The 19,757-nt window shown below is 63.6% G+C and carries 23 protein-coding genes; 17 read left to right on the top strand and 6 right to left on the bottom strand.

Annotated elements, in window-relative coordinates; all coding sequences use genetic code 11:
- Positions 1-24 precede the first annotated feature (24 nt).
- Positions 25-1,728 (bottom strand): dihydroxy-acid dehydratase, encoded by a 1,704-nt coding sequence (gene ilvD / locus ADIAG_RS04980; protein ID WP_007270223.1) that lies wholly within the window; start codon positions 1,726-1,728, stop codon positions 25-27.
- Between the two features lie 117 nt (positions 1,729-1,845).
- Here ilvD and ADIAG_RS04975 point away from each other — a divergent pair, with 117 nt between their 5' ends.
- Positions 1,846-2,310, top strand: coding sequence for a hypothetical protein (locus ADIAG_RS04975; protein WP_007270222.1), 465 nt, complete (start codon positions 1,846-1,848; stop codon positions 2,308-2,310).
- A 67-nt stretch (positions 2,311-2,377) separates the two neighbouring features.
- Here ADIAG_RS04975 and ADIAG_RS04970 read toward each other — a convergent pair whose 3' ends face one another.
- The 4 genes from ADIAG_RS04970 to ADIAG_RS04955 all read right to left on the bottom strand — a co-directional run bounded on the left by ADIAG_RS04970 (position 2,378) and on the right by ADIAG_RS04955 (position 4,038).
- A complete protein-coding gene (locus ADIAG_RS04970; RefSeq protein WP_007270221.1) occupies positions 2,378-2,587 on the bottom strand; it encodes a hypervirulence associated TUDOR domain-containing protein in 210 nt (69 codons plus the stop codon).
- 70 nt (positions 2,588-2,657) lie between these two features.
- Complete coding sequence (locus tag ADIAG_RS04965) at positions 2,658-3,053, bottom strand: hypothetical protein (RefSeq protein WP_007270220.1); 396 nt, start codon at positions 3,051-3,053, stop codon at positions 2,658-2,660.
- 56 nt (positions 3,054-3,109) lie between these two features.
- Positions 3,110-3,373 (bottom strand): hypothetical protein, encoded by a 264-nt coding sequence (locus ADIAG_RS04960; protein WP_007270219.1) that lies wholly within the window; start codon positions 3,371-3,373, stop codon positions 3,110-3,112.
- A 41-nt stretch (positions 3,374-3,414) separates the two neighbouring features.
- Positions 3,415-4,038 carry a cysteine hydrolase family protein gene (locus ADIAG_RS04955; RefSeq protein WP_007270218.1) on the bottom strand — a complete coding sequence of 208 codons (624 nt, stop codon included), beginning with the start codon at positions 4,036-4,038 and terminating at the stop codon, positions 3,415-3,417.
- Between the two features lie 410 nt (positions 4,039-4,448).
- Here ADIAG_RS04955 and ADIAG_RS04950 point away from each other — a divergent pair, with 410 nt between their 5' ends.
- The 10 genes from ADIAG_RS04950 to ADIAG_RS04905 all read left to right on the top strand — a co-directional run bounded on the left by ADIAG_RS04950 (position 4,449) and on the right by ADIAG_RS04905 (position 13,518).
- Positions 4,449-4,709, top strand: a complete 261-nt coding sequence (locus tag ADIAG_RS04950) for a GlsB/YeaQ/YmgE family stress response membrane protein (RefSeq protein ID WP_007270217.1) — start codon at positions 4,449-4,451, stop codon at positions 4,707-4,709.
- A gap of 248 nt (positions 4,710-4,957) precedes the next feature.
- Entirely contained in the window at positions 4,958-5,635 is a 678-nt protein-coding gene (locus ADIAG_RS04945; RefSeq protein WP_007270216.1) for a DUF6766 family protein, read from the top strand.
- A 78-nt stretch (positions 5,636-5,713) separates the two neighbouring features.
- On the top strand, positions 5,714-6,769 hold the full coding sequence (locus ADIAG_RS04940) for an acyl-CoA dehydrogenase family protein (protein ID WP_007270215.1): 1,056 nt from the start codon (positions 5,714-5,716) through the stop codon (positions 6,767-6,769).
- Complete coding sequence (locus ADIAG_RS04935) at positions 6,763-8,136, top strand: bifunctional PIG-L family deacetylase/class I SAM-dependent methyltransferase (protein ID WP_007270214.1); 1,374 nt, start codon at positions 6,763-6,765, stop codon at positions 8,134-8,136. Before ADIAG_RS04940 ends, ADIAG_RS04935 begins: the two co-directional genes overlap by 7 nt.
- The gene (locus ADIAG_RS04930; protein ID WP_007270213.1) at positions 8,129-8,893 is read left to right on the top strand and encodes a glycosyltransferase; all 765 of its coding nucleotides are present in this window, start codon (positions 8,129-8,131) and stop codon (positions 8,891-8,893) included. Before ADIAG_RS04935 ends, ADIAG_RS04930 begins: the two co-directional genes overlap by 8 nt.
- 119 nt (positions 8,894-9,012) lie before the next feature.
- Positions 9,013-9,402 carry a LapA family protein gene (locus tag ADIAG_RS20755; RefSeq protein ID WP_007270212.1) on the top strand — a complete coding sequence of 130 codons (390 nt, stop codon included), beginning with the start codon at positions 9,013-9,015 and terminating at the stop codon, positions 9,400-9,402.
- Positions 9,403-9,479: 77 nt separating this feature from the next.
- On the top strand, positions 9,480-9,917 hold the full coding sequence (locus ADIAG_RS04920) for a hypothetical protein (protein ID WP_007270211.1): 438 nt from the start codon (positions 9,480-9,482) through the stop codon (positions 9,915-9,917).
- A gap of 280 nt (positions 9,918-10,197) precedes the next feature.
- Positions 10,198-11,658, top strand: a complete 1,461-nt coding sequence (locus ADIAG_RS04915) for a type 2 periplasmic-binding domain-containing protein (RefSeq protein ID WP_007270210.1) — start codon at positions 10,198-10,200, stop codon at positions 11,656-11,658.
- An 11-nt stretch (positions 11,659-11,669) separates the two neighbouring features.
- On the top strand, positions 11,670-12,599 hold the full coding sequence (locus tag ADIAG_RS04910) for a carbohydrate ABC transporter permease (RefSeq protein ID WP_007270209.1): 930 nt from the start codon (positions 11,670-11,672) through the stop codon (positions 12,597-12,599).
- Complete coding sequence (locus ADIAG_RS04905) at positions 12,592-13,518, top strand: carbohydrate ABC transporter permease (protein WP_007270208.1); 927 nt, start codon at positions 12,592-12,594, stop codon at positions 13,516-13,518. The genes ADIAG_RS04910 and ADIAG_RS04905 overlap by 8 nt, the downstream gene beginning before the upstream one ends.
- A gap of 28 nt (positions 13,519-13,546) precedes the next feature.
- Here ADIAG_RS04905 and ADIAG_RS04900 read toward each other — a convergent pair whose 3' ends face one another.
- A complete protein-coding gene (locus ADIAG_RS04900) occupies positions 13,547-16,084 on the bottom strand; it encodes an ATP-dependent DNA ligase (RefSeq protein ID WP_007270207.1) in 2,538 nt (845 codons plus the stop codon).
- Between the two features lie 308 nt (positions 16,085-16,392).
- Here ADIAG_RS04900 and ADIAG_RS04895 point away from each other — a divergent pair, with 308 nt between their 5' ends.
- From ADIAG_RS04895 to ADIAG_RS04870, 6 genes are all read left to right on the top strand, one after another.
- Positions 16,393-16,809: a CBS domain-containing protein gene (locus ADIAG_RS04895; RefSeq protein WP_007270206.1), complete on the top strand. Its 417-nt coding sequence runs from the start codon at positions 16,393-16,395 to the stop codon at positions 16,807-16,809.
- A gap of 196 nt (positions 16,810-17,005) precedes the next feature.
- Positions 17,006-17,272, top strand: coding sequence for an SAP domain-containing protein (locus ADIAG_RS04890; protein WP_007270205.1), 267 nt, complete (start codon positions 17,006-17,008; stop codon positions 17,270-17,272).
- Positions 17,273-17,301: 29 nt separating this feature from the next.
- Positions 17,302-17,610, top strand: coding sequence for a hypothetical protein (locus ADIAG_RS04885; protein ID WP_007270204.1), 309 nt, complete (start codon positions 17,302-17,304; stop codon positions 17,608-17,610).
- A 4-nt stretch (positions 17,611-17,614) separates the two neighbouring features.
- Entirely contained in the window at positions 17,615-18,724 is a 1,110-nt protein-coding gene (locus ADIAG_RS04880; RefSeq protein ID WP_007270203.1) for a hypothetical protein, read from the top strand.
- A gap of 434 nt (positions 18,725-19,158) precedes the next feature.
- Positions 19,159-19,401: a DUF4235 domain-containing protein gene (locus tag ADIAG_RS04875; RefSeq protein WP_007270202.1), complete on the top strand. Its 243-nt coding sequence runs from the start codon at positions 19,159-19,161 to the stop codon at positions 19,399-19,401.
- Positions 19,402-19,462: 61 nt separating this feature from the next.
- Positions 19,463-19,711, top strand: coding sequence for a hypothetical protein (locus ADIAG_RS04870; RefSeq protein ID WP_007270201.1), 249 nt, complete (start codon positions 19,463-19,465; stop codon positions 19,709-19,711).
- Positions 19,712-19,757 lie beyond the last annotated feature (46 nt).

The following is a 19,757-nucleotide window of genomic DNA, read 5'->3' as shown; positions in this document are numbered from 1 at the left end:
ACCCCTCGATCAATGAGCTAGTGGTTAGCCACAGTATGCGCCGGTAGACGCGGACTTGACCAGCTTGGCGTACTTGGCCAGCACACCGGTGGTGAACTTTGCCGGCAAGGGCTCCCAGCCGACCTTGCGCGCTTCAAGCACCTCGTTATCAACCAACAGGTCGAAGGAACGGGCGGCAATGTCCACCCGGATCTTGTCCCCGTCCTGGACGAACGCGATCGGTCCGCCATCAACGGCCTCGGGGGCCACATGGCCGATACACAACCCGGTGGTGCCTCCGGAGAAGCGTCCGTCGGTGAGCAGCAGGACGTCCTTGCCCAGGCCGGCGCCCTTGATGGCACCGGTAATGGCCAGCATTTCGCGCATACCGGGGCCGCCCTTGGGGCCCTCGTAGCGGATGACCACGACGTCACCTGCGTGGATCTGACCGGCATCAAGTGCCGCCAGGGCGCCCTGCTCACGGTCAAATACCCGGGCGGTGCCTTCGAAGACGTCGGCGTCGAAGCCTGCGGATTTCACCACGGCGCCCTCGGGTGCCATCGAACCGTGCAGCACCGTGATGCCACCGGTCTTGTGGATCGGGTTATCTAGCGCGCGCAGGATCTTTCCGTCGATATCCGGCGGGTTGATCGCTTCGAGGTTCTCGGCCACGGTCTTGCCGGTGACCGTCAGGCAGTCTCCGTGCAGTAGGCCCGCTTCCAGCAGCGCCTTCATGATCACCGGGACACCGCCGATCTTGTCCACGTCGGTCATGACGTAGCGGCCAAAGGGCTTCAGGTCCCCCAGGTGCGGGATCTTGTCGCCGATGCGGTTGAAGTCGGCCAGGGTCAGATCGACCTCGGCCTCGCGGGCGATGGCCAGCAGGTGCAGCACGGCGTTGGTGGAACCACCGAAGGCCATGGTCACCGCAATGGCGTTTTCAAAGGCCTCTTTGGTCATGATGTCGCGGGCCGTGATGCCCTTGCGCAAAAGGTTCACTACTGCTTCGCCCGAGGCGCGGGCGAACATGTCGCGGCGGCGGTCGGCCGAGGGTGGGGCGGCGGAGCCGGGCAGGGACATGCCCAGGGCCTCGCCGATGCAGGCCATGGTGTTGGCGGTGTACATGCCGCCACATGCGCCCTCACCGGGGCAGATGGCTTTTTCGATGCGGGTGAGGTCTTCTTCGCTCATCTTGCCGGCGGCGCAGGCGCCCACGGCTTCGAAGGCGTCAATCAGGGTGACTTCTTTTTCGCTGCCATCTTCCAGCTTGACCCAGCCGGGCATGATGGAGCCGGCGTAGAGGAACACCGAGGCCAGGTCCAGGCGGGCAGCGGCCATCAGCATGCCGGGCAGGGACTTGTCGCAGCCGGCCAGCAGCACCGAGCCGTCGATGCGCTCGGCCTGCATGACCACTTCAACGGAGTCGGCGATGACCTCGCGGGACACCAACGAGAAGTGCATGCCTTCGTGGCCCATCGAGATGCCGTCGGACACGGAGATGGTGCCGAACTGCATGGGGAAGCCGCCACCGGCGTGGACGCCTTCCTTGGCGCCCTGTGCCAAGCGGTTCAGCGAAAGGTTGCAGGGGGTGATTTCGTTCCATGAACTGGCCACACCGATCTGCGGCTTGGCGAAGTCGTCGTCGCCCATGCCCACCGCACGCAGCATGCCGCGGGCCGGGGCCGCGTGGATGCCGTCGGTGACGATGCGGCTGCGGGGTTTAATATCTGGGGTGGTGTCCTGGCTCATGGACTTGATTCTAGGGGTGGGGTGCACTTGTACCGAACCCGTGACGGTTCATCGACATATTTCGCCCCGCGCATACGAAACACGTGTTCGAAACGTCCAATGGTTAGAGTGGATGCCATGGAGACACCCAACGTTGAATCCAATGACGAGACCCTCAAACAACTTTTGCATGAGGCCTTCGACAACCAAATCCCGAACTTCGGAAGCTACAACTTGGTGGCCGCGACCGGCACCTCGGGCTCCGCGGGGCTGAAGGTGATTGGCTTCCGCCCCGAGCCTGCCGAGCTGATCCTCTGCCCGTTGAATCCGCGGACCCTACTGCCCACCGAGCGGGCGGTGTCGGTGAACAACACCAATATCTCCCATGTGGCGCTGGTCAGCGATGGCGGCTACGAGGTCGGCACCAGCACCGGCCGCGTCTACCGCTTTAATGTCCCGGCCAAGCTCTCCTTGAACATCCCCGGCGCCTCCGAGGCAACGGCCGGCGGTCTGCTGGCCCAGGACGATGACGCCGCGGAGTTCGCAGAGTTCATGAATTCCTTGATGGATCACCTCGACCCAGGGATCCCGAGCGCGTCCTGACATCGTTGGTTCCCCCCGTGCGGCTTTCGGGACGGGGGGAACCAACTACAAGATATAGGTGCAGGGCTCAGGCCTTTTTCAGCGCGCCTGCCTTGTGCATTGCCACATGGTCGGTCTTGTCGGATTTAATCTCGAACTGCGGGTCCTCTTGGCTGCAACGACGCCAGTGGCCCTTGTAGCGCACGTCCTTGGTGTGGATCTTGGTGATCTTCCCACTGACCATCCCTGCCTCCGAGTTCCACTCCACATGGTCTCCCACCGAAAAATCGTGTTCCATCTTTTCCTTCCCGAACCGTGTTGGATTCCAGTTGCCGGGCCGGTGCGCCCGGGTGCTCCGAGTGGCAGCTTTAGTGCAGTTCGTCTTCGGGAGCTTCTTCGGGAAGCGGACGTCCCAAGGCATCGAGGTCCCCGGCTTCCTGGCCTGCACCGTCCCGTGGTGTTTCAACGCGAGCCCCGGCGGCATCGGCGGGAGGCATGGGTTGGCGCCCGGGGGCGTTCTCAAGGTCCGCCTGGGCCGCGGCGCTCTCTTGTTCGGTGGCTCGGGGTTCCCCCTGGGCTTGGGCCTCGTGCCCCTCCAATTCGTCGACGTCGAGCTCCTCGTCGCGCAGCGGGTCCATGGTCGCCAGTGTCCGGGGATCGTCGGAGGATCCTTCCTCCACCGGCTGGCCATCACGACCGTCCAACGGGGTGCCCTCGGCTTCCTGGTCCATGCGCGGTTCGGATTCGGGGTTGTTTAAGGTCATGGCGTGCTCCTTTTCATGTGGCGTGCCTGGATTTGGTGAGGATCCCTGCTTGGTGGTTATTGTGGTTCGTTGTTGCTCCCGCCTTGCGGGTTATCCAGCATGCCTTCGCCGGCCAGTGCCCGGTACAGCCCGTAACCGGTCATGCCCAGCCCCAACGCGACTCCGATCCACACGGGGGTGGCCAGGCCTTCGCCGGGTTCCTTTCCGACGATGATGAAAAGACCAAACACGATGACCAGAATGATCCCGGTGAGCATCAGCGTTGCTCCCCGCCTTTTGAAAAATGGCTTGGTGGGCTTACTTCGTTGTTCCTCCGTCATGAAATACTCCGTTCCTCGTCGTTTGCGTGGGGAATTAAGACTTAGATGGGAAAGCCAGCGTCCTTGTCGTGGTCGTGGCGGGAATCCAAGGGCTTCCGGGCCGAGAGCAGGGTTGCGGTGCTCACGAGCTTCTGCCGGTATTCCTTGTTGAGCAGTTCGAGCGTCGTAGCTGCCAAATCGGAATCAGCCGAAGCAATCGCATCCGATGCCAGCCATACCCGCAGGTTGGCGGCATAGGCGTCAGCGGCCGTGGATGCGATGCAGGTATGCGAGGATACTCCGGCAATCACCAAGGACTCCACGCCGTCGCGCGCAAGGCGCTCACGCAGGTCCGTCTGCCAAAAGGCACTGTCACGCAACTTGATGACTTCCGTCGCTTCTTGGATCTCCAGGCCTTGTAGGTTCTTCGCCGGCTCGCTGCCTTCAAACAGGAATCCTTGGTCATCATCGAGCATGTTCAAGGTCCACGTCGACTTGTCTCTTTGGTGCACTGTTCTGATGTTGTAGACCGGTTGGCCCAGAAAAAGTGCCGACCTGGCCAGCTCATTGCAGTGACGGACCAGGTTCTCACGCTGGGCGGCCAAAGCGGGATCCTCAAAGAAAGCATTCTGCATGTCAATAACCAGAAGGGCCGTGTGCCCGGAAGGCTTCTGAATATCTTGCACTAACTCCCCCGTCCATTGGGCCGTCAGGTCAGTTGATCTTGATCTCTACCGTATGCCGGGCACTTCGACTGTGCAACGATTTGGCGCGACAACTCCCAGAGGCCTTCGGACCGGGCGTGCGGCTGGGACGGACAACACGGGGGCTTTGGAACGGTTTAATGGATTGCGTTTACCTTTCTCCGACACATTTTTAGTATCCAGAATTCCATAGGGGTCCTGCGGTGCTTGCCCGGGATCTGGTGCGGAGAGAAGTCCGCGGTTTGTCGGCCGGAGGCGTTGTCGCGGTTGCCCGATCGAATTTCATTTTCAGGTAAAGAAGCTACCCATCGCCGGTTTATTCGTTATAGGGTCGGAATGTGCATCGCCACAATGATGCTGAAACTGAACCTTCATCCGAACGGAGAATAGTTATGGGTTTCATTGGTTGGATTGTTCTTGGATTAATTGCCGGAGCTATCGCAAAGGCCATCAAACCGGGTGAGCAAGGTGGTGGCTGGATTACCACCCTTCTGCTCGGAGTCGTCGGCGCCGTCCTTGGCGGCTGGATTGGCTCAGCAGTCTTCGGTGTGGGGATCGACGAGTTCTGGTCCCTGTCAACGTGGCTGCTGGCCATCGGCGGAGCATTGGTTGTCCTCATCATCTGGGGACTGCTCACTCGCAAGAAGGCTTGACCGCTGCACAAAACTGGGAGGGTCGTTCCGGCTTTAGCCGGGGCGGCCCTCCCTCTGATTAATCCGGGAGCGGCCGTTCCCCGAATCAGGGGTGCACAATCAAGACAACACACGGGAATTACCTTTACGTACCTGCGGAATAGTCATACGCTCAGCTCTATGAAGACCCAATTTGTGCTGTGGTTAGGAATGATAGTGATCGGTCTGACCTTGATGACGATCGTTAGCTTTTCCGGGAGGTGATGGGTATGCCCAAGGCAATAAAAGACCAAGCACTCAGCATCTGTTTCGCGGTGCTCTTTCTGTCGGCGCTTATCGGCCAGTCCTTCGCCGGATGGTTTGTCTACAACGACGACCAGCTCGCCCACAACGGGTCACCAAGCAGCTATTGGGAGTTCGTATCCTCAAGCAACTTCGTGGTCGACGTGGCGGAAAACTGGCAGTCCGAATACTTGCAGTTCTTCCTCTTTATTCTGGCCACCATTTGGCTTGTGCAACGCGGCTCTCCAGAATCGAAGAAACCCGGGGACGAGGGGTTGGACAGTGATGAGAGCCAGCTGGTGGGGCGCTTCGCCAAGTCCGATTCGCCCGCTTGGGCCAAAGCCGGGGGCTGGCGGAGACACTTGTACTCCAATTCCCTGCTGTTGATTATGGGTGCCGTGTTCCTTTTCTCGTGGTGGCTCCAATCGGTGGCCGGGACCGTGGTCTTCAACGCCGACCAAGTCGACCACGGGCAACCCACGATCGGCTGGATCGACTACGTCACCGGTGCCGACTTCTGGGACCGGACGCTGCAGAACTGGCAGTCGGAGTTCCTGGCCGTGGGCAGCATGATCGCCCTGTCAATCTTTTTGCGCCAGCGCGGATCCTCCGAATCCAAACCGGTGGGCACACCGCATGACGAAACGGCAACGGAAGGCGAATAGCACTGTTGCATCCGCCCTTGACCCGGGAACCCGACACCGCCAACGGCGAGAATCCACCCAAGCGGAAGTAGACAAGCAATGCCCCAACCCTTCATTTTCCTGGCACCCGGCAGCACGACCGCTCCCTTGGAATGGCCATTGGCCGAGCGACTGCTCGAAACGGCCGCCATCTGCGGAGGCGACCCCGCACCGATCCTGGAGCTTCTGGCAACTTCCGACCAGTCACCACCCACGCCGGGCGATGGCCTGACAACCACCCTGTGGGAATTCCTGGCAACCCTTGCCAGCGTGGACCTGGCGGCTGCCCGCACCGTGGAACCCCACTTGGACGCTGCAGCAATCCTGGCCCAAGCCGGGATTGACTGGGTGCCACGAACCAGCTGGGGTGTCTTTGCCGCCGAGGGCAGCACGAAGCTCGTCGCCGACGCGCCGGACGCGGACACCGGAGAGTGGTTGCTGGACGGAGAAAAGCCGTGGTGCTCGCTGGCAGGAGCGCTTGATTACGCAGTGGTCACCGCCCACGTTCCCGGTGGCCGCCGGGCCTTCGCCGTTGACCTGCGCCGCAGCGGTGTCACGGCGCACTCAGGTGCTTGGGCCAGCCACGGACTTGCACGGATACCCAGCGAATCAGTGGGCTTCGAGAACGTTCCGGCGCTTCCCGTGGGCGCCCGCGACTGGTACCTAGACCGTCCCGGTTTTGCCGTGGGTGGCGTAGGGGTTGCCGCCTGTTGGTTCGGCGGAGCCGTGGGAATCTTCCGGACGCTGTTCGCCGCCGCGCAGTCCCGGAAGCCAGACCAACTGGCGCTGGCCTGGCTCGGGGAGTCGGACCGGCTGCTGGCTTCCGGTGCAGCCATGTTGCATGCGGCAGCAGTCGCGGCGGATCAGGGAACACTGGGCTGGCGGGCCGCGCACCGAGTGCGCGGGCAAATCGCGGGGATTTGTGAACGAATCTCCACGCTCGCCGGCAGGGCCCTGGGCCCCGCACCACTTGGTTTCGACCCATCCCATGCACGACGCGTCGCAGATTTGGGTATCTACATCCGGCAGCACCACGCCGCACGGGACGACGCGGCCCTGGGCCAGCTGCTCTTGCAAGCCCCCGAATCCACCGAAGGCGGTATCGGACCATGGTGAAATTCACCCACGAAGAAACCGGCACCCTGGAAAGCACCTGGCGACGGGCCGGGGTCGACGGATTGGCCGACCTGCCGGCACCCGCCCTGCCCGAACCAGGGGGGCCGCTGGTGGTCCTCTCCGCGCACCCCGACGACGAAACCTTGGGTGCCGCCGGGCTGATCCACCACGCCCTGCGGGCCGGGTGCCGGGTGCACGTCATCGTGGCAACTGCCGGCGAGGGATCGCACCCGCACTCCCCCACCCATGCGCCCCTGGATCTCGCCCGCCTACGCACCGGGGAGCTGGAGGACGCCCTCAATGCTCTGCGTCCGGACGGCTCCGGAGCCGGGCTCCTGAGCTTCGAGCTGCTCTCACTGCCCGACGGATCGGTGGCCGGGCATCTGGCAGAGATCGAATCCGCGCTCCGGACGGTCGCGAGGGCCGAAAACACACTGGTGGCTGCTCCGTACCGCCACGACGGGCACATTGATCACGACGCGTTGGGCACCCTGGCTGCACACGTTTGCGCCGAGCTGGGGCTCGGGCTGCTGGAATACCCGATCTGGTACTGGCATTGGGCCGCTCCCGGGCGGGACGCCGAGTGGACCCGCTGGCACACCTTGGCCCTGGACCCGGAAGCCGTCCGGGTGAAGGCCGAAGCCATGAAAATGCACCACTCACAGGTCGCTCCGCTGTCCGCGGCACCGCAGGATGCCGCACTGCTGCAGGATTCCTTCCTCGAGCATTTCCGCCGCGCCGCAGAAACCTTCCGGTTCACTCCTGCAGGCCTGCGGGACTCCGCCACAGCAACTGCCACCTTCGATGAGCTGCATGCTGGCACTGCGGATCCCTGGCACTTCCTGGGCAACAGCTACGAGGAGCGCAAGCGGGCTCTCACCATTGCCTCGCTGCCACGGCCACGATACTCCACCGCAATGGAGCTCGGCTGTTCCATCGGGGTGCTGAGCCGCGAGTTGGCCAAACACGTCGATTCCCTGCTGGCCGTTGATGCCAGCGAAGTCGCCCTGCGTTCCGCTGCCCGACGAGTGGCCGAAACCGGAAACGTCACCCTGCACCAAGCGGTCTTGCCGCACCAGTGGCCGACCATCGATCCGGCCAGCCAGGAACTGGTGGTCGTCTCGGAGATCGGCTACTTCCTGGCTTCCGATGAACTTGACGTGCTTCTAGGCCGCTGCCTTGAGGCACTGGCACCCGGCGGCCATCTGCTGTTGTGCCATTGGTTGCATCCGATCCATGGATGGCCGTTGGACGGCGAGCAGGTGCATGCGGCGGCAAACAAGCTGGGGCTTACGTCCGTGGTTCTCCACCGGGAGAAGGATTTCCTGCTCGAGATCCTGGCCAAGGGCGGCGACGGCCATGGCTGATGATTTCCTGGACACCATCTTGGTCGTGGTACCCGTACGGGACGAGGCGGAATTGCTCCACGGATGCTTGGAGCACCTGCAGCGTGCCATGGACCAGGCCCGGCTCACCCGCCCCGCAATCCGCGTCCACCTCTGCATGGTCCTTGACCACTGCCGGGATTCCTCGGGCGCCGTGGCGGCGGCCGCCGCCGCCGGGGATCCGCGCATCACCTTGATCAGTGTGGATTTCGGCTCCGTGGGAGCCAGCCGGCGGGCAGGCATAGCTGATTTGTTGAAGACCATCACCAACGACGCCGACGATGAGGCCCTGCTGCACCGGATCTGGATCGCCTGCACGGATGCCGATACCCGCGTCCCGGCGCACTGGCTCACCACGTCCATTGCCCTGGCCGAGTCCGGGAGCGACGCAATCGCCGGAACCGTGGAACCGGACAGGGCGGATTTGGATCAGGAGCTCTTTGCCGCATGGGCCCGCGAGCACCACCGCCACGAGGGACACAAGCACGTTCACGGGGCGAACCTGGGGGTGCGGGCCTCGGCCTACCGGGCAGTGGGCGGGTTCGACCCTGTCCCTTTGCACGAGGATGCACTGTTAGTGCACAAGCTGCGACGGGACGGCTTCCGGGTCCTGTCCACGGGCAGACTCCACGCCGTCACGTCCGGGCGTGCCCGGGGGCGGGTATCCACGGGCTTCGCCGGATACCTGCGGGATTTGGCCCGGGCCCCCGCAGCGCGGGAGGACGGACAAAGCACCTAAGCATGCCGGACATTTGCTTGCGACTTGGGCAGGATGCGCATAGGTTGGCAACAGGGACCCACGTTCCAGGCCGACACCGCCGGCCCGTAGGTCCCGGCACCGCACAAGGAAACGGGGAAATGATGGTTGAACGACCCTGGGAGCCAGCCGATGCACAGAACGCTCCCCTCACGCCGGAACCCGACTCCGTGGCACGGCCGCAAGAGAAACACGACCACACCGCACAACGGCCCCCATCGGCCAAACCCGAGAACGTCACACGGGCCGCAGTCATTTGGACATTCACCGTCGTGGCGATCCTGGTGCTGATTGCCTTGGTGATCTTCATGATGCAGAACCAGGTGCAGGCCACGGTGACCTTCTTGGGCATGCAGGGGCAGATGGCCCTGGGTATCGCGATGCTCCTTGCCGCTGTTGGGGGCGCGCTGGTGGTCGCCATCGTCGCTGCGGTGCGCATCATCCAGCTGCGTTCCCGGGCCGGCGCAGCAGCTAAACGACTGCGCAACTAGGTGCCAGGGGCCGCACTCCGCCTTGGAGCAGGAATCCACGACGACAAAGGCACAAAGGCAACCGAAAGGATCCAGCGATGAACAACAAAAACATCGACAAGCAGATGAACGACGTCCGCAAGCAGCTCACGGACTGGGCCCACAAAGCCAAGAGGGAGTACCCCCGCCAGTTGGAGGACTCGGTGCGTCACGCGGTGGACCGTCTTGACCCGGCCGGGTTGGCCCGTGTCTCGGAAGAGGTGGTGGCCACGGTGACAGGCAACCGGAAAAAGGCACGCAAGGCACGCAAGGGCATCGAGGACATGCTGCAGCATGCACAGAAGAAGGCCGGTACACGGCAAAAAACCCGCGGCAGCGGTCGCGCCTGGGTTGTCCTGGGCTCGGTGGCGGTCATCGGGGCAGTGTTGGTGCTTGTCATCCGGCGCGCCACCGCCGTGGAGGAGTATCACCCTCGGTCCGCCGGCCCGCGTCCCGGGGAGACGGCCAAGGACGTGGACCCAGACCTCGGCAGCTGATCTCCCCGCGCCGTTGCGCTGCCCGGGCCCGACACATCCCTCAACACGGGAAGCGTCGGGCCCGGGCTTTTGTGCGCACCACCGGCACCGGGCACATCCGTCCCCGGTGCCGGTGAGCACAAGCGGCAGGTAAAACCATGGACACTTCTGCGGTCCGGGCCTAACGTGACTGCCACGCGGCATTGCTTCGATCATCGAAGCATCCCGCGGACGCTGAGCGGACGCGCGCGTGTGCGGCCGCCCAGCGGCAGCACCGCCGATCCCAGAGACAGGAGCGATCATGTCCACCGTTGAAACCCAGATGCATCACCCTCCACACCATCGGCACCCGCGGGCCCGACGCGCGGCCACGGCGGCCGCGGCGTTCTCCCTGGTGCTCACGGCGTGCGCCACCGGCTCGCAGCCCACCAGCCTGGAGTCGGGCACCGACATGTTTCCCGCCGGGGCCGAGGTCTCCGGGGTCCTGAACATCATGGGCTACAACGCCGACGCCGACGAAGTCGCCCGAACCCGGGCCGACCTGGCCACCAAGGCCGTCGCCCCGGCAACCATCAAGGCCACCGAGGGCGAACTCGACGTGCAGCAATTCCTCTCGGCCGTCGCGGCCGGGGACGCTCCGGACTTGATCTACGCCAACCGGGACCAGCTGGGCACCTTCGCCGCACGCAACGCCATCATGCCGCTGGATCAATGCATCAGCGGCGAACAGATCGCCATCAACGACTTCCGCGAATCGGCGATCACGCAAGTGACACTGGATGGGCACATCTACGGCATCCCCGAATTCAACCAAGTTCAGATCCTCATGGCCAACGGGGACCTGCTCGAAGATGCCGGCCTAGGCACCGCGGATGTGGACGGCTCGAGCTGGGATAAGGTCACGGCGGCCAACAAGGCCCTGATGCGCAAGGACGGCAACAAGCTCTCGGCCATCGGCTTCGATTCGAAGCTGCCCGAGTTCCTGCCGCTGTGGGCCAAATCCAACGGCGCGGACCTGGTCTCCGCCGACGGCAAGAGCGCGCTGCTCGATGATCCCAAGGTCGTCGAGGCGCTCGAGTTCGGCATCGGCATCTATGCGGACCAAGGCGGCTTCGGCACCGTCAAGGCCTTCCGCGACTCCGCCGACTTCTTCGGCAAGGGTAACCAGTTTGCGACGAACGTGCTGGGGGCAATGCCCATGGAACAGTGGTACATCAACATCCTCAACGACGTCTCCGAGCAGGCACCGATGGCCTTTGACACCTTCAAGACCACCGCGGGGCAGCCACTGAGCTTCGGCACCGGCTCGGCCTGGGCCATCCCGGCAGCCGGCAAGAACCCACAAGCCGCCTGCCGCTACATCAAGACCATCACCCAAACCGATTCATGGCTCGCGGCCGCCGAGACCCGGGCTTCCAAGCGGGAGGAAGAAAAGAAGCCGTTCACCGGCCTGTTCACCGCCAATCAAAGCGCCGACGACCAGATCAAGGCCAAGTACGTGGATGCCTCCACCGCCCTCGAGTCGCCTTGGAAGGAAGCGGTTGAAGCCTCCTACACGGCCAACGATGCCTCGTTCTCCATGCCTGCCATGCCGGCGGATGCCGAGTTCAAGCAGGCCTGGCTGGACGCGGTGAACCGAGTGCTCAACGGAGATGCCACGGCGACCGACTCCCTAGCCGCCGGGCAGAAGGAGGCCCAAGCCGCGCTGGACAAGGCCTGGGCGGACCTGGACAACACCAACGCCACGCGCGACGCCGGATAAGGGGGCCGACCATGCCAGGCACCCGGGTCCATACGCTGCGCTCCAGGAACCGGCGGCAGACACGCAATGCGCTGCTGTTCATCTCGCCCTGGATCCTGGGGTTTCTCATCTTCACGCTGTGGCCGATCCTCTACAGCGGGTACCTTTCGCTGACCGACTACGATGTGCTCAACGATCCGAATTTCGTGGGGTTGGCGAATTACCGTGAACTGACCCAGGACCCCCGGGTGTTGCTTTCGTTGCGCAACACGCTGTACTACGCTGCGTTGTCGGTGCCGCTGCACGTGGGCATTGCGCTGCTGCTGGCGCTGCTGCTGATGCGCGCCAGGCGGGCGACGGGGTTCTTTCGCACAGTGTTCTACCTGCCCAATATGACCCCGCCCGTAGCGGTGGGCATCTTGCTGCTGCTGCTCTTCAATGGACACAACGGGCTGGTGAACGCGGTGCTGGGTTTCTTTGGCATCCCCGGCCCGGATTGGACCACGGACAGCACCTGGATCAAGCCGGGCCTGGTCTTGATGAGTCTGTGGACCCTGGGCGGCTCGACCATCATCTTGCTGGCCGCGCTGAACAACGTTCCGCGGGACCTCTACGACGCGGCCCTGGTCGATGGGGCATCCGCCTGGCGGCGCTTCAGAACCGTGACGGTCCCAATGATCTCCGGGACGCTCTTTTTCCTGGTCATTGTCAACACCATCGCGGCCATGCAGTCCTTCACCGAGGCCTACACCGCATATTTCGGCGCCGGCAACACCACCTACAGCAACGATGCAGCGCTGTTCTACGTCATCTACCTCTTCCGGCAGGCCTTCGAGTACCTGAACATGGGATTCGCCTCGGCCATGGCGTGGCTGCTCTTTGCCATCATCATGGCGATCACGGCCGTCCAGTACGTCGTGGGACGCAAACTGGTTTTCTACGAAGGAGAAGACGGTGGCTAGCACCCCGATCCTGAACCTGCCCCCGGCCGCCCCGCCACCGGAGCCACCCAAGGCCGGCATTGCACCGCCGCCGGTCCGTGCCGCACGCAAACGCCGCTCCCCGGCCAAGATCCTGCTGTGGGCCGTGTTGCTGGCCGCGACGGCAATCTTCATCTATCCGCTGCTTTGGCTGCTCTCGGCATCCTTCAAGCCGCAGTCCGAGGTCTTCGACAACCGGCTCATTCCGCAGACCCCCACCGTGGCAAACTACGTGGAGATCTGGAACGCCGCCCCGTTGGCCCTGTGGATGGGCAATACGGTCCTGGTCACGGTGCTGGCCGCCGTCGCGGTGACGCTGAGCAGTTCCATGGTGGCCTGGGGGTTTTCGTACTACCGCTTCCGCGGGCGCAACGCCCTGTTCTTCCTGGTGCTGGCCACCATGATGCTGCCCGGCGCCGTCACCTTGATTCCCACGTTCCTGATCTGGAATGCACTGGGGCAGGTCGGCACGCTGACCCCGCTGTGGGCCGGGAACCTCTTCGGCTCGGCGTTCTACATCTTCTTGCTGCGCCAGTTCTTCCTGGGCCTGCCCCGGCAGATCTTCGAGGCGGCGCGCACCGATGGGGCCAACGACTGGCAGCTGTTCCGGCACTTCGCCCTCCCGCTGTGCAAGCCGGCATTGATCGTCACGCTGCTCTTCGAGGCCCAGGCGGCCTGGACGGATTTGATGCGCCCGTTGATCTACCTGCGCGATTCGAACACCTTCACCGTCCCGCGCGGCTTGAAGGCCATGGTCGACCAGTTCGGGTTCGCGGGGAACTGGCATTGGGAATTGATCGTGACCGCCAGCGTGATCACCACGCTGCCGATGATCGTGCTGTTCTTCCTGGGCCAGCGCCACTTCATCGAGGGCGTTGCCACCACCGGAGTCAAGGGCTGAGCATCCATCCGTGGCGGCATCGGTTCGTTCAGCGTTGCTCCCAAGTGACCTCCGCCGGTTCCTTGTCCCGCCGCCAACCGCGCCACACCGGATGGCGCAGCCGTCCGTCGCGCGTACGTCCGGCGAATTTGACTTCGCCGACAAGTTTGGGCGAGACCCAGGTGGCATCTGCACGGTCCGCCGCCGGAACATCCTTGGCCGCGGGGGTCTTGCGTGTGTGCCGCTCGAGCTCGGTGCGCACCCGCTGCAGCTCCGGATCGGAGAATCCGGTGCCCACCCGCCCGGCGTAGTGCAGTACCCCGTCCCGGTGGATGCCCAGCAGCAGTGAACCGAACGTCCCTGATCGAGAGCCATTGCCCCGGCGCCAGCCAATGACCACCACTTCCTGGTGCAAGTGGTGCTTGAGCTTGATCCAGGACGCGCTGCGCTTACCCGGGCGGTAGCTCGATTCGACGTCCTTGGCCACCACTCCCTCTAGCCCGAGCTCCGCGCTGGAATCCAGGGCTTGCTCGAGCGTTCCGTCGTGGCTCGGCGGAATATGCACGTATTTGCCCTCGGCCACCTGGTCCTCGAGCCGTCGACGTCGTTGAAGGTACGGCAACCGGCACAGGTCCTCGATCACCCCGGGGCCGGCCGTGATCTTGGACTTGCCTCCCGTTTTCCCGGCAGTGGCCGCAGGAAGCGCCAATGCATCGAACAGCATCACGTGCACCGGCCGCACGGAACCTTCCCGTCCCTCCACGGCCCGGGGCTTGCCCCCGGTGCGCGCGGTCCGCTCTTGCAACAGTGAAAAGTCGGGCCGTCCGGATCCGTCCAGCACCACGATCTCGCCGTCCAGCACCGCTCCTTCCGGTGCCAATGCGGCAATCTCCTGCAGTTCCGGATAGTTGGCACCCAAGTCGTTTCCGTTGCGGCTGTGGATCACCGCGGTACCCTCAGCGATGCCGATGATGGCCCGGTAGCCGTCCCATTTCATTTCATGGGCCCAAGCCGTCGCCGGGTCCAGGTCTCCGGGCCCACCTGCGCTCGCCAGCATGGCCTGCGGCAGCACGACGGCGCGGTCCTCGGCGCGCGGGGAATCCTCCCGGACTCTTCCCCCGGTTTCTTCCGTGGTTTCCGCCGCGACGCCCTGTTTGGAGCGCGATGCAGCAGTCTTCTCGTCGGGGTCCGGCTGGTCCTTCATGAGCCGGAGCAACCAGTTGTTCTCGCCCCCCATGCGCGCAGCATGGATCAGGGCGTAACGTCGCGGCACCCCGCCCAGCCCACCGTCGTGTTTCCCCTGAAGCACCGCGATGACTTCCTTGCCCTCCTCCCACTTTTCGATCCGGCACGTCCCCGAGTCCCAGATCTCCACCGTCCCTGCCCCGTATTGCCCCTTGGGGATTTTGCCCTCGAACCTGCCGTAGTCCAGCGGGTGGTCCTCGGTCATCACGGCCAAACGGTTGGTCGCCGACGTCAACGGCGGCCCCTTGGGCACCGCCCAAGAGACCAGTACTCCGTCGTGCTCCAGCCGGAAGTCCCAGTGCAGTGCGCGGGCATGGTGTTCCTGAATGACGAAGCTTGCGCTACCCCCGCGTGGCACAGCGGCTTCGGGGCCGGGGACCGGCTCGGGGGTCAGCGTCGCGTCACGCATGGAGCGATAGCTCGCCAATTTGTCGGCGACCGGTGGTTCCCCGAGCCCCAGGGGTGCGATCGGGTCGTGGCCGGATGCCACGCGCTCGAGCACCTCATGGAATTCGAGCTGGCGCAGCCCGGGCTCCTCGATCTCGTCCCAGGTGCGTGGAGCCGCAACCCAAGGGGTGTCCTTGCCGCGCAACGAGTACGGGCACACCGTGGTCTTCGAGGCGTTGTTCTGGCTCCAATCGATGAACACCTTGCCCTCGCGCAGCGACCTCTTCATCTGCGCCACCACGAGGTCCGGGTATTCCTGCGCCATGCCGCGGGCCAGTTCCTTGGCAACCGCGGATATCTGATCCGAGGTGTGGCTGCCGTCGAGCCCCGCATAGACATGGATTCCCTTGGAGCCGGAAGTCACCGGAAACGTCCGAAGCCCCATGCCTTCCAAAACCTCGCGGCACATCAATGCGACCGCGGCACATTCCCCAAGTCCCGCGCCGGGCCCCGGATCGAGGTCAAGGACCATCCTGTCGGGTCTAGCCGGGGCCAGATCCTGATCAAAGCGCCATTGCGGCACATGGATTTCCAGGGCGGCCAGCTGCCCCAACCAGGCGAGCACTGCCGCATTGTCCACCAGCGGGTAGGTGCTGTCGTGGTCCTTGTGCTTCAACGTTGCCCTCGGCACCCAGTCGGGGGCCGAGTCTTCAAGGTCCTTGCGGAAGAACACCGGGCCCGGATCCTGTGCCGTGCCTACTCCGTTGACCCAGCGTTTGCGGGTGGCAGGACGCTGCGCGGCCTGCGGAACCAGGACGTGGGCAACCTGCGCGTAGTAGGCCAGCACCTCGCCCTTGGTGGTCCCCGTCTGCGGGTAGAGCACCTTGTCAAGATTGCTGACCCGCAGCCGGTGACCGGCAACGGTGACGAGTTCTCCGCTGTCCCTGGAAGCCACTGAGCCCTCCTTTCCTTTGATCCCACTGTGCCGTGTCGACGGACCGAATTCCAGCCTTTGACAGCATCGGTGCATCGCTAGCCACGCGGGCCACTTCCGGCGCTCGGCATGCAAATCCCTAGACAGCTTCAGCGGTCCTACGTAACGTGGAAAACGTTGGGGCTCTTGGGGGGAACCCGGCAACCAAGAAGCGTCGTGCCGGTGCGCAAGGGGCACCGGCACGACGCTTTCATGGGCCCGAACCCACGGAAACGGGCCCCTTTCGATACGGAGCACCGCGCTCCGCACCAACCGCCTCAGGAGGAAACATGGCAACCGCACGTGAAATCATGACAGGCTCGGCCGAATGCATCGGCGAAAAAGAAACCTTAGAGGAAGCCGCACGAAAAATGCTGCAGCTCGATGTCGGCTCTCTGCCCATCTGCGGAGAGGACAACCGGCTCAAGGGCATCATCTCCGACCGGGACATCGTCACCAAGTGCCTGGCCCAGGGCGGGGATCCGCGCAGCACCTTGGCCGGGGAACTCGGCGAGGGCAAGCCGGTGACCATCGGGGCCGACGACAGCATCGAGGATGCCATCGAGACCATGTCGCGGCACCAAGTGCGGCGGTTACCAGTGATCGACGGCCATGAACTGGTGGGCATGCTCTCCCAGGCCGACATCGCCAAGAACTACCCTCAAGACCGGGTGGGCGAGCTGCTTAAATTCATCTCCTTCGAATAGCGCGCCCCTTGCACCCACGGTGCGGTCCGTTGGGGGCAGGGCGCGGACCACATCGTTGGTGCATCTTCCCGGGACCCGGCAAAACGCGGCCTGCTGCTGGATCCTTGGCACGGAGGCATCCGGCCAGTAGCGTGGAAAAGTGTCGTGGCATACGGCCCACCGAAACATCAGCTCCCGAAGACTGGAGGACCACACCATGCCTGGCAAGGGAAGCCCACGCATCAAGGACGAAGAACTCTACGAAGAGCTGCGCGAAGAAGGAAACTCCAAGCAAAAATCCGCGCGCATCGCCAATGCAGCCGCCCGTGACGGCCGTTCCAAGGTCGGCGAACGTGGCGGCGAGTCAGGCAGCTACGAGGATTGGACGGTCCCGGAACTCAAAGGCCGTGCCAAGGAAATCGGGCTCACCGGCTATTCCGGCAAAAAGAAAGCCGAATTGATCAAGTCGCTGCGCAACTCCTAGGGTTCCGCCAACATGTACGGAGACACGACATGTCAACAACAGCACACTCCCCCGAGCCCAGCGATCCGGACGCGGGCACCGAAGACTTCCCAAATGCCCGGAAGAAAACAACCTCCAGTTCGGCTGTGCCTTCCGGTCCGGCAGACCCCGGAACCGTCGATCCATTCCAGGACCCCGAATATATTGCCGGGCAACTACCACAGGAGACGAACCCTCGGCCTGGGGCCGAGCCCGGGGAGGCCGACCGGGAGCCGAAGCGCCTCGCAGCCGAAGATATCCAGGCAGATGGCTCCGGATCCGATGCCGCGGAAGACGGCGAACGTTTCGACGCCGGATAACGCGATGCCCACGGAACTCAGGAGGAAACTCGTTGTCGGGCTGATCGCTGACGCCGGCCTGCCGATGACTTTGGCCCGCGGGTTGAAGGCGTCGTTGCCCGTGATGCTGGAAGGAAATCTGAACTCAGCGGCGGACTGGCAGATCGAGGTCGAGGAGTTTTCCTTGCCCTTGGATGATCAGGGGGAGGTGGAACTCAACGCACATTCGCACCAGATCCGTGAACGGAACAACTGGGACTACATGCTCTATTTGACCGACCTGCCGAAGTACGAGAACGGCGAGCCGCTGACATACAGTCTCAATGCCGGCTATGGATCCGCTGTCATCGTCCTTCCTTCATTGGGCATCGTGCGCAAGAAGCGGCTTCGGCGCGCTGTGGCGCAGGTCCTGGCGACGCTGCACGGGGTGGGGGATCCCTACCTGCGCGACGACGGGAAGCTGGTCTCGGGCGCCGACCCGTTTTCGGTGGAACGCAGAATCGAGGCCGCGGATATCGAGGATGACGCCTTCGAGACCGCCAAGGGGCTGCGGGGCCGTTTTCTGTTGTTGCTGGGTATGGTCCGCAGCAACCGTCCCTGGCGGCTGGTGCCACGCCTTTCCACGGCGATGGCCGCGGCCTTGGCCACCGGCGCTTTTGGCGTTTTTTACACCAGCATCTGGTCCATGGCGGACTTCTTGGCCCCGCAACGTCTGGCCACCATCAGCTTGCTGTCCATCCTGGTCATGGGTTCGTGGCTCGTGCTGCACAACGGGCTCTGGGAAAGCCCCCTCGGCTCCCGCCACGCGGAAAAGCGCGTGGTCTACAACCTCGCAACGCTGGTGACCATCTTCCTGGCCATTTTGTTGATGTACCTGGCGCTCTTCGCCGTGATCCTTGCCGGTGCCCTGATCATCATCGATTCGAAGTATCTGGCGATACAGCTGGGACACGATGTCGGGTGGGGCGAGTATGTGAACCTGTCTTGGCTGTCTGCTTCGTTGGGGACCATGGCCGGGGCCGTGGGATCGAGCTTGGACGACGAGGAAGCCGTGCGCAAGGCAACCTTCAGCCGAAGGGAATTTGAACGGCGCCAGATCACATTGGACAAGGACAAAGACAAAGACAATGTCTAGGTCGGAAAACCGAAGACCAACTACCTTCCATCCGCAGTCGGGTGGTTGCCGGCCTTGGCATGCAACCCGCTCCGGGCACGAAGGCTGCAGGCACCGTCTGCCGGCTGAGTGGTCATCATGTTGGGAGGCCCGCGTCGTACGGGGGCCCACAAGAAAGCTACCGCAGGCGCGACACGGGACAGCAACACCTTGGCATACGTGCAGCTCGCCAATATTGTCAGAGGTATCCACCGAGGCCGGTGATACCCACCTGCCGCAGGCTGCAGAAATCGGACCGTGTCGTCGACGGGACCCGGAGCATTGGAAGATGCTTTTCGGCGATGGTGGTCTTCCCACGCCCGGGGCCGGCCAACCAAGGTATGAGACTTTCCCGGGCCCCGCCGAAAACCGCACAAGTCTGGCCAACTTTCCGCCAACGAAGGAGAAAAATGAAAATGATCATCAAATTATTAGGGACGGTAGTCTCTGTCGTAGCTGGCTTGGTCGGAGCGAAGCTGATCAGCTCCATCTGGAAGGGCGTCACCGGCGAAAAGCCGCCCACCCCGACCAACCCGGAGGTGCAGCAACGGGCAACGATCGGCAAGGTCTTGAGCTTCGCCATCGTCTCCGGCGCCAGCGCAGCGGTCATCCAGGCCGTCACCAAGCGCTGGGCCCAAAAGCTAGCATCACAGAAGTAACGCTCCTGCGCAGTTGACCGGCGGACTGCCGGCCAGTGCCTCGGACAAGGAAAGGAACCCCATGGAACAACACGAACAGCACAATGACCCGCAGCAGGACCGATCCGCACCGATGTCCCGGGACACCCAGGACGAGCGGCATCGCTCCGGAAAGGCCGACCGGGCTGCATCCGACGAACCAGTCACGAACGACGATTTACCTTCAACCGAGAAGGAAATCGAGTCCGGCGTCAATCAGGATTCCACCTCGGGTGAAAGTTTTTCCTCTGAGCCCGGGCACGAGGCCGCAGGTAAGACCGACGGGAGTTGAGAAGCAACCGTTCGTAGCTGGTGAACGTGAAGAAGCGGTCCCGGGC

The organism is Paeniglutamicibacter gangotriensis Lz1y, assembly GCF_000348945.1.
Lineage (GTDB): Bacteria > Actinomycetota > Actinomycetes > Actinomycetales > Micrococcaceae > Paeniglutamicibacter > Paeniglutamicibacter gangotriensis.
This window is presented reverse-complemented; position numbering and strand designations above follow the sequence as displayed.

Bases quoted from the DNA above. Each gene is read 5' to 3' on its own strand.
- ADIAG_RS04885 (WP_007270204.1), top strand. From the start codon at position 17,302: ATGTCAACAACAGCACACTCCCCCGAGCCCAGCGATCCGGACGCGGGC.
- ADIAG_RS20755 (WP_007270212.1), top strand. From the start codon at position 9,013: ATGATGGTTGAACGACCCTGGGAGCCAGCCGATGCACAGAACGCTCCC.
- ADIAG_RS04975 (WP_007270222.1), top strand. From the start codon at position 1,846: ATGGAGACACCCAACGTTGAATCCAATGACGAGACCCTCAAACAACTT.
- ADIAG_RS04970 (WP_007270221.1), bottom strand. From the start codon at position 2,587: ATGGAACACGATTTTTCGGTGGGAGACCATGTGGAGTGGAACTCGGAG.
- ADIAG_RS04930 (WP_007270213.1), top strand. From the start codon at position 8,129: ATGGCTGATGATTTCCTGGACACCATCTTGGTCGTGGTACCCGTACGG.
- ADIAG_RS04950 (WP_007270217.1), top strand. From the start codon at position 4,449: ATGGGTTTCATTGGTTGGATTGTTCTTGGATTAATTGCCGGAGCTATC.
- ADIAG_RS04875 (WP_007270202.1), top strand. From the start codon at position 19,159: ATGATCATCAAATTATTAGGGACGGTAGTCTCTGTCGTAGCTGGCTTG.
- ADIAG_RS04945 (WP_007270216.1), top strand. From the start codon at position 4,958: ATGCCCAAGGCAATAAAAGACCAAGCACTCAGCATCTGTTTCGCGGTG.
- ADIAG_RS04935 (WP_007270214.1), top strand. From the start codon at position 6,763: ATGGTGAAATTCACCCACGAAGAAACCGGCACCCTGGAAAGCACCTGG.
- ADIAG_RS04960 (WP_007270219.1), bottom strand. From the start codon at position 3,373: ATGACGGAGGAACAACGAAGTAAGCCCACCAAGCCATTTTTCAAAAGG.
- ADIAG_RS04895 (WP_007270206.1), top strand. From the start codon at position 16,393: ATGGCAACCGCACGTGAAATCATGACAGGCTCGGCCGAATGCATCGGC.
- ADIAG_RS04870 (WP_007270201.1), top strand. From the start codon at position 19,463: ATGGAACAACACGAACAGCACAATGACCCGCAGCAGGACCGATCCGCA.
- ilvD (WP_007270223.1), bottom strand. From the start codon at position 1,728: ATGAGCCAGGACACCACCCCAGATATTAAACCCCGCAGCCGCATCGTC.
- ADIAG_RS04920 (WP_007270211.1), top strand. From the start codon at position 9,480: ATGAACAACAAAAACATCGACAAGCAGATGAACGACGTCCGCAAGCAG.
- ADIAG_RS04940 (WP_007270215.1), top strand. From the start codon at position 5,714: ATGCCCCAACCCTTCATTTTCCTGGCACCCGGCAGCACGACCGCTCCC.
- ADIAG_RS04890 (WP_007270205.1), top strand. From the start codon at position 17,006: ATGCCTGGCAAGGGAAGCCCACGCATCAAGGACGAAGAACTCTACGAA.
- ADIAG_RS04965 (WP_007270220.1), bottom strand. From the start codon at position 3,053: ATGACCTTAAACAACCCCGAATCCGAACCGCGCATGGACCAGGAAGCC.
- ADIAG_RS04880 (WP_007270203.1), top strand. From the start codon at position 17,615: ATGCCCACGGAACTCAGGAGGAAACTCGTTGTCGGGCTGATCGCTGAC.
- ADIAG_RS04910 (WP_007270209.1), top strand. From the start codon at position 11,670: ATGCCAGGCACCCGGGTCCATACGCTGCGCTCCAGGAACCGGCGGCAG.
- ADIAG_RS04915 (WP_007270210.1), top strand. From the start codon at position 10,198: ATGTCCACCGTTGAAACCCAGATGCATCACCCTCCACACCATCGGCAC.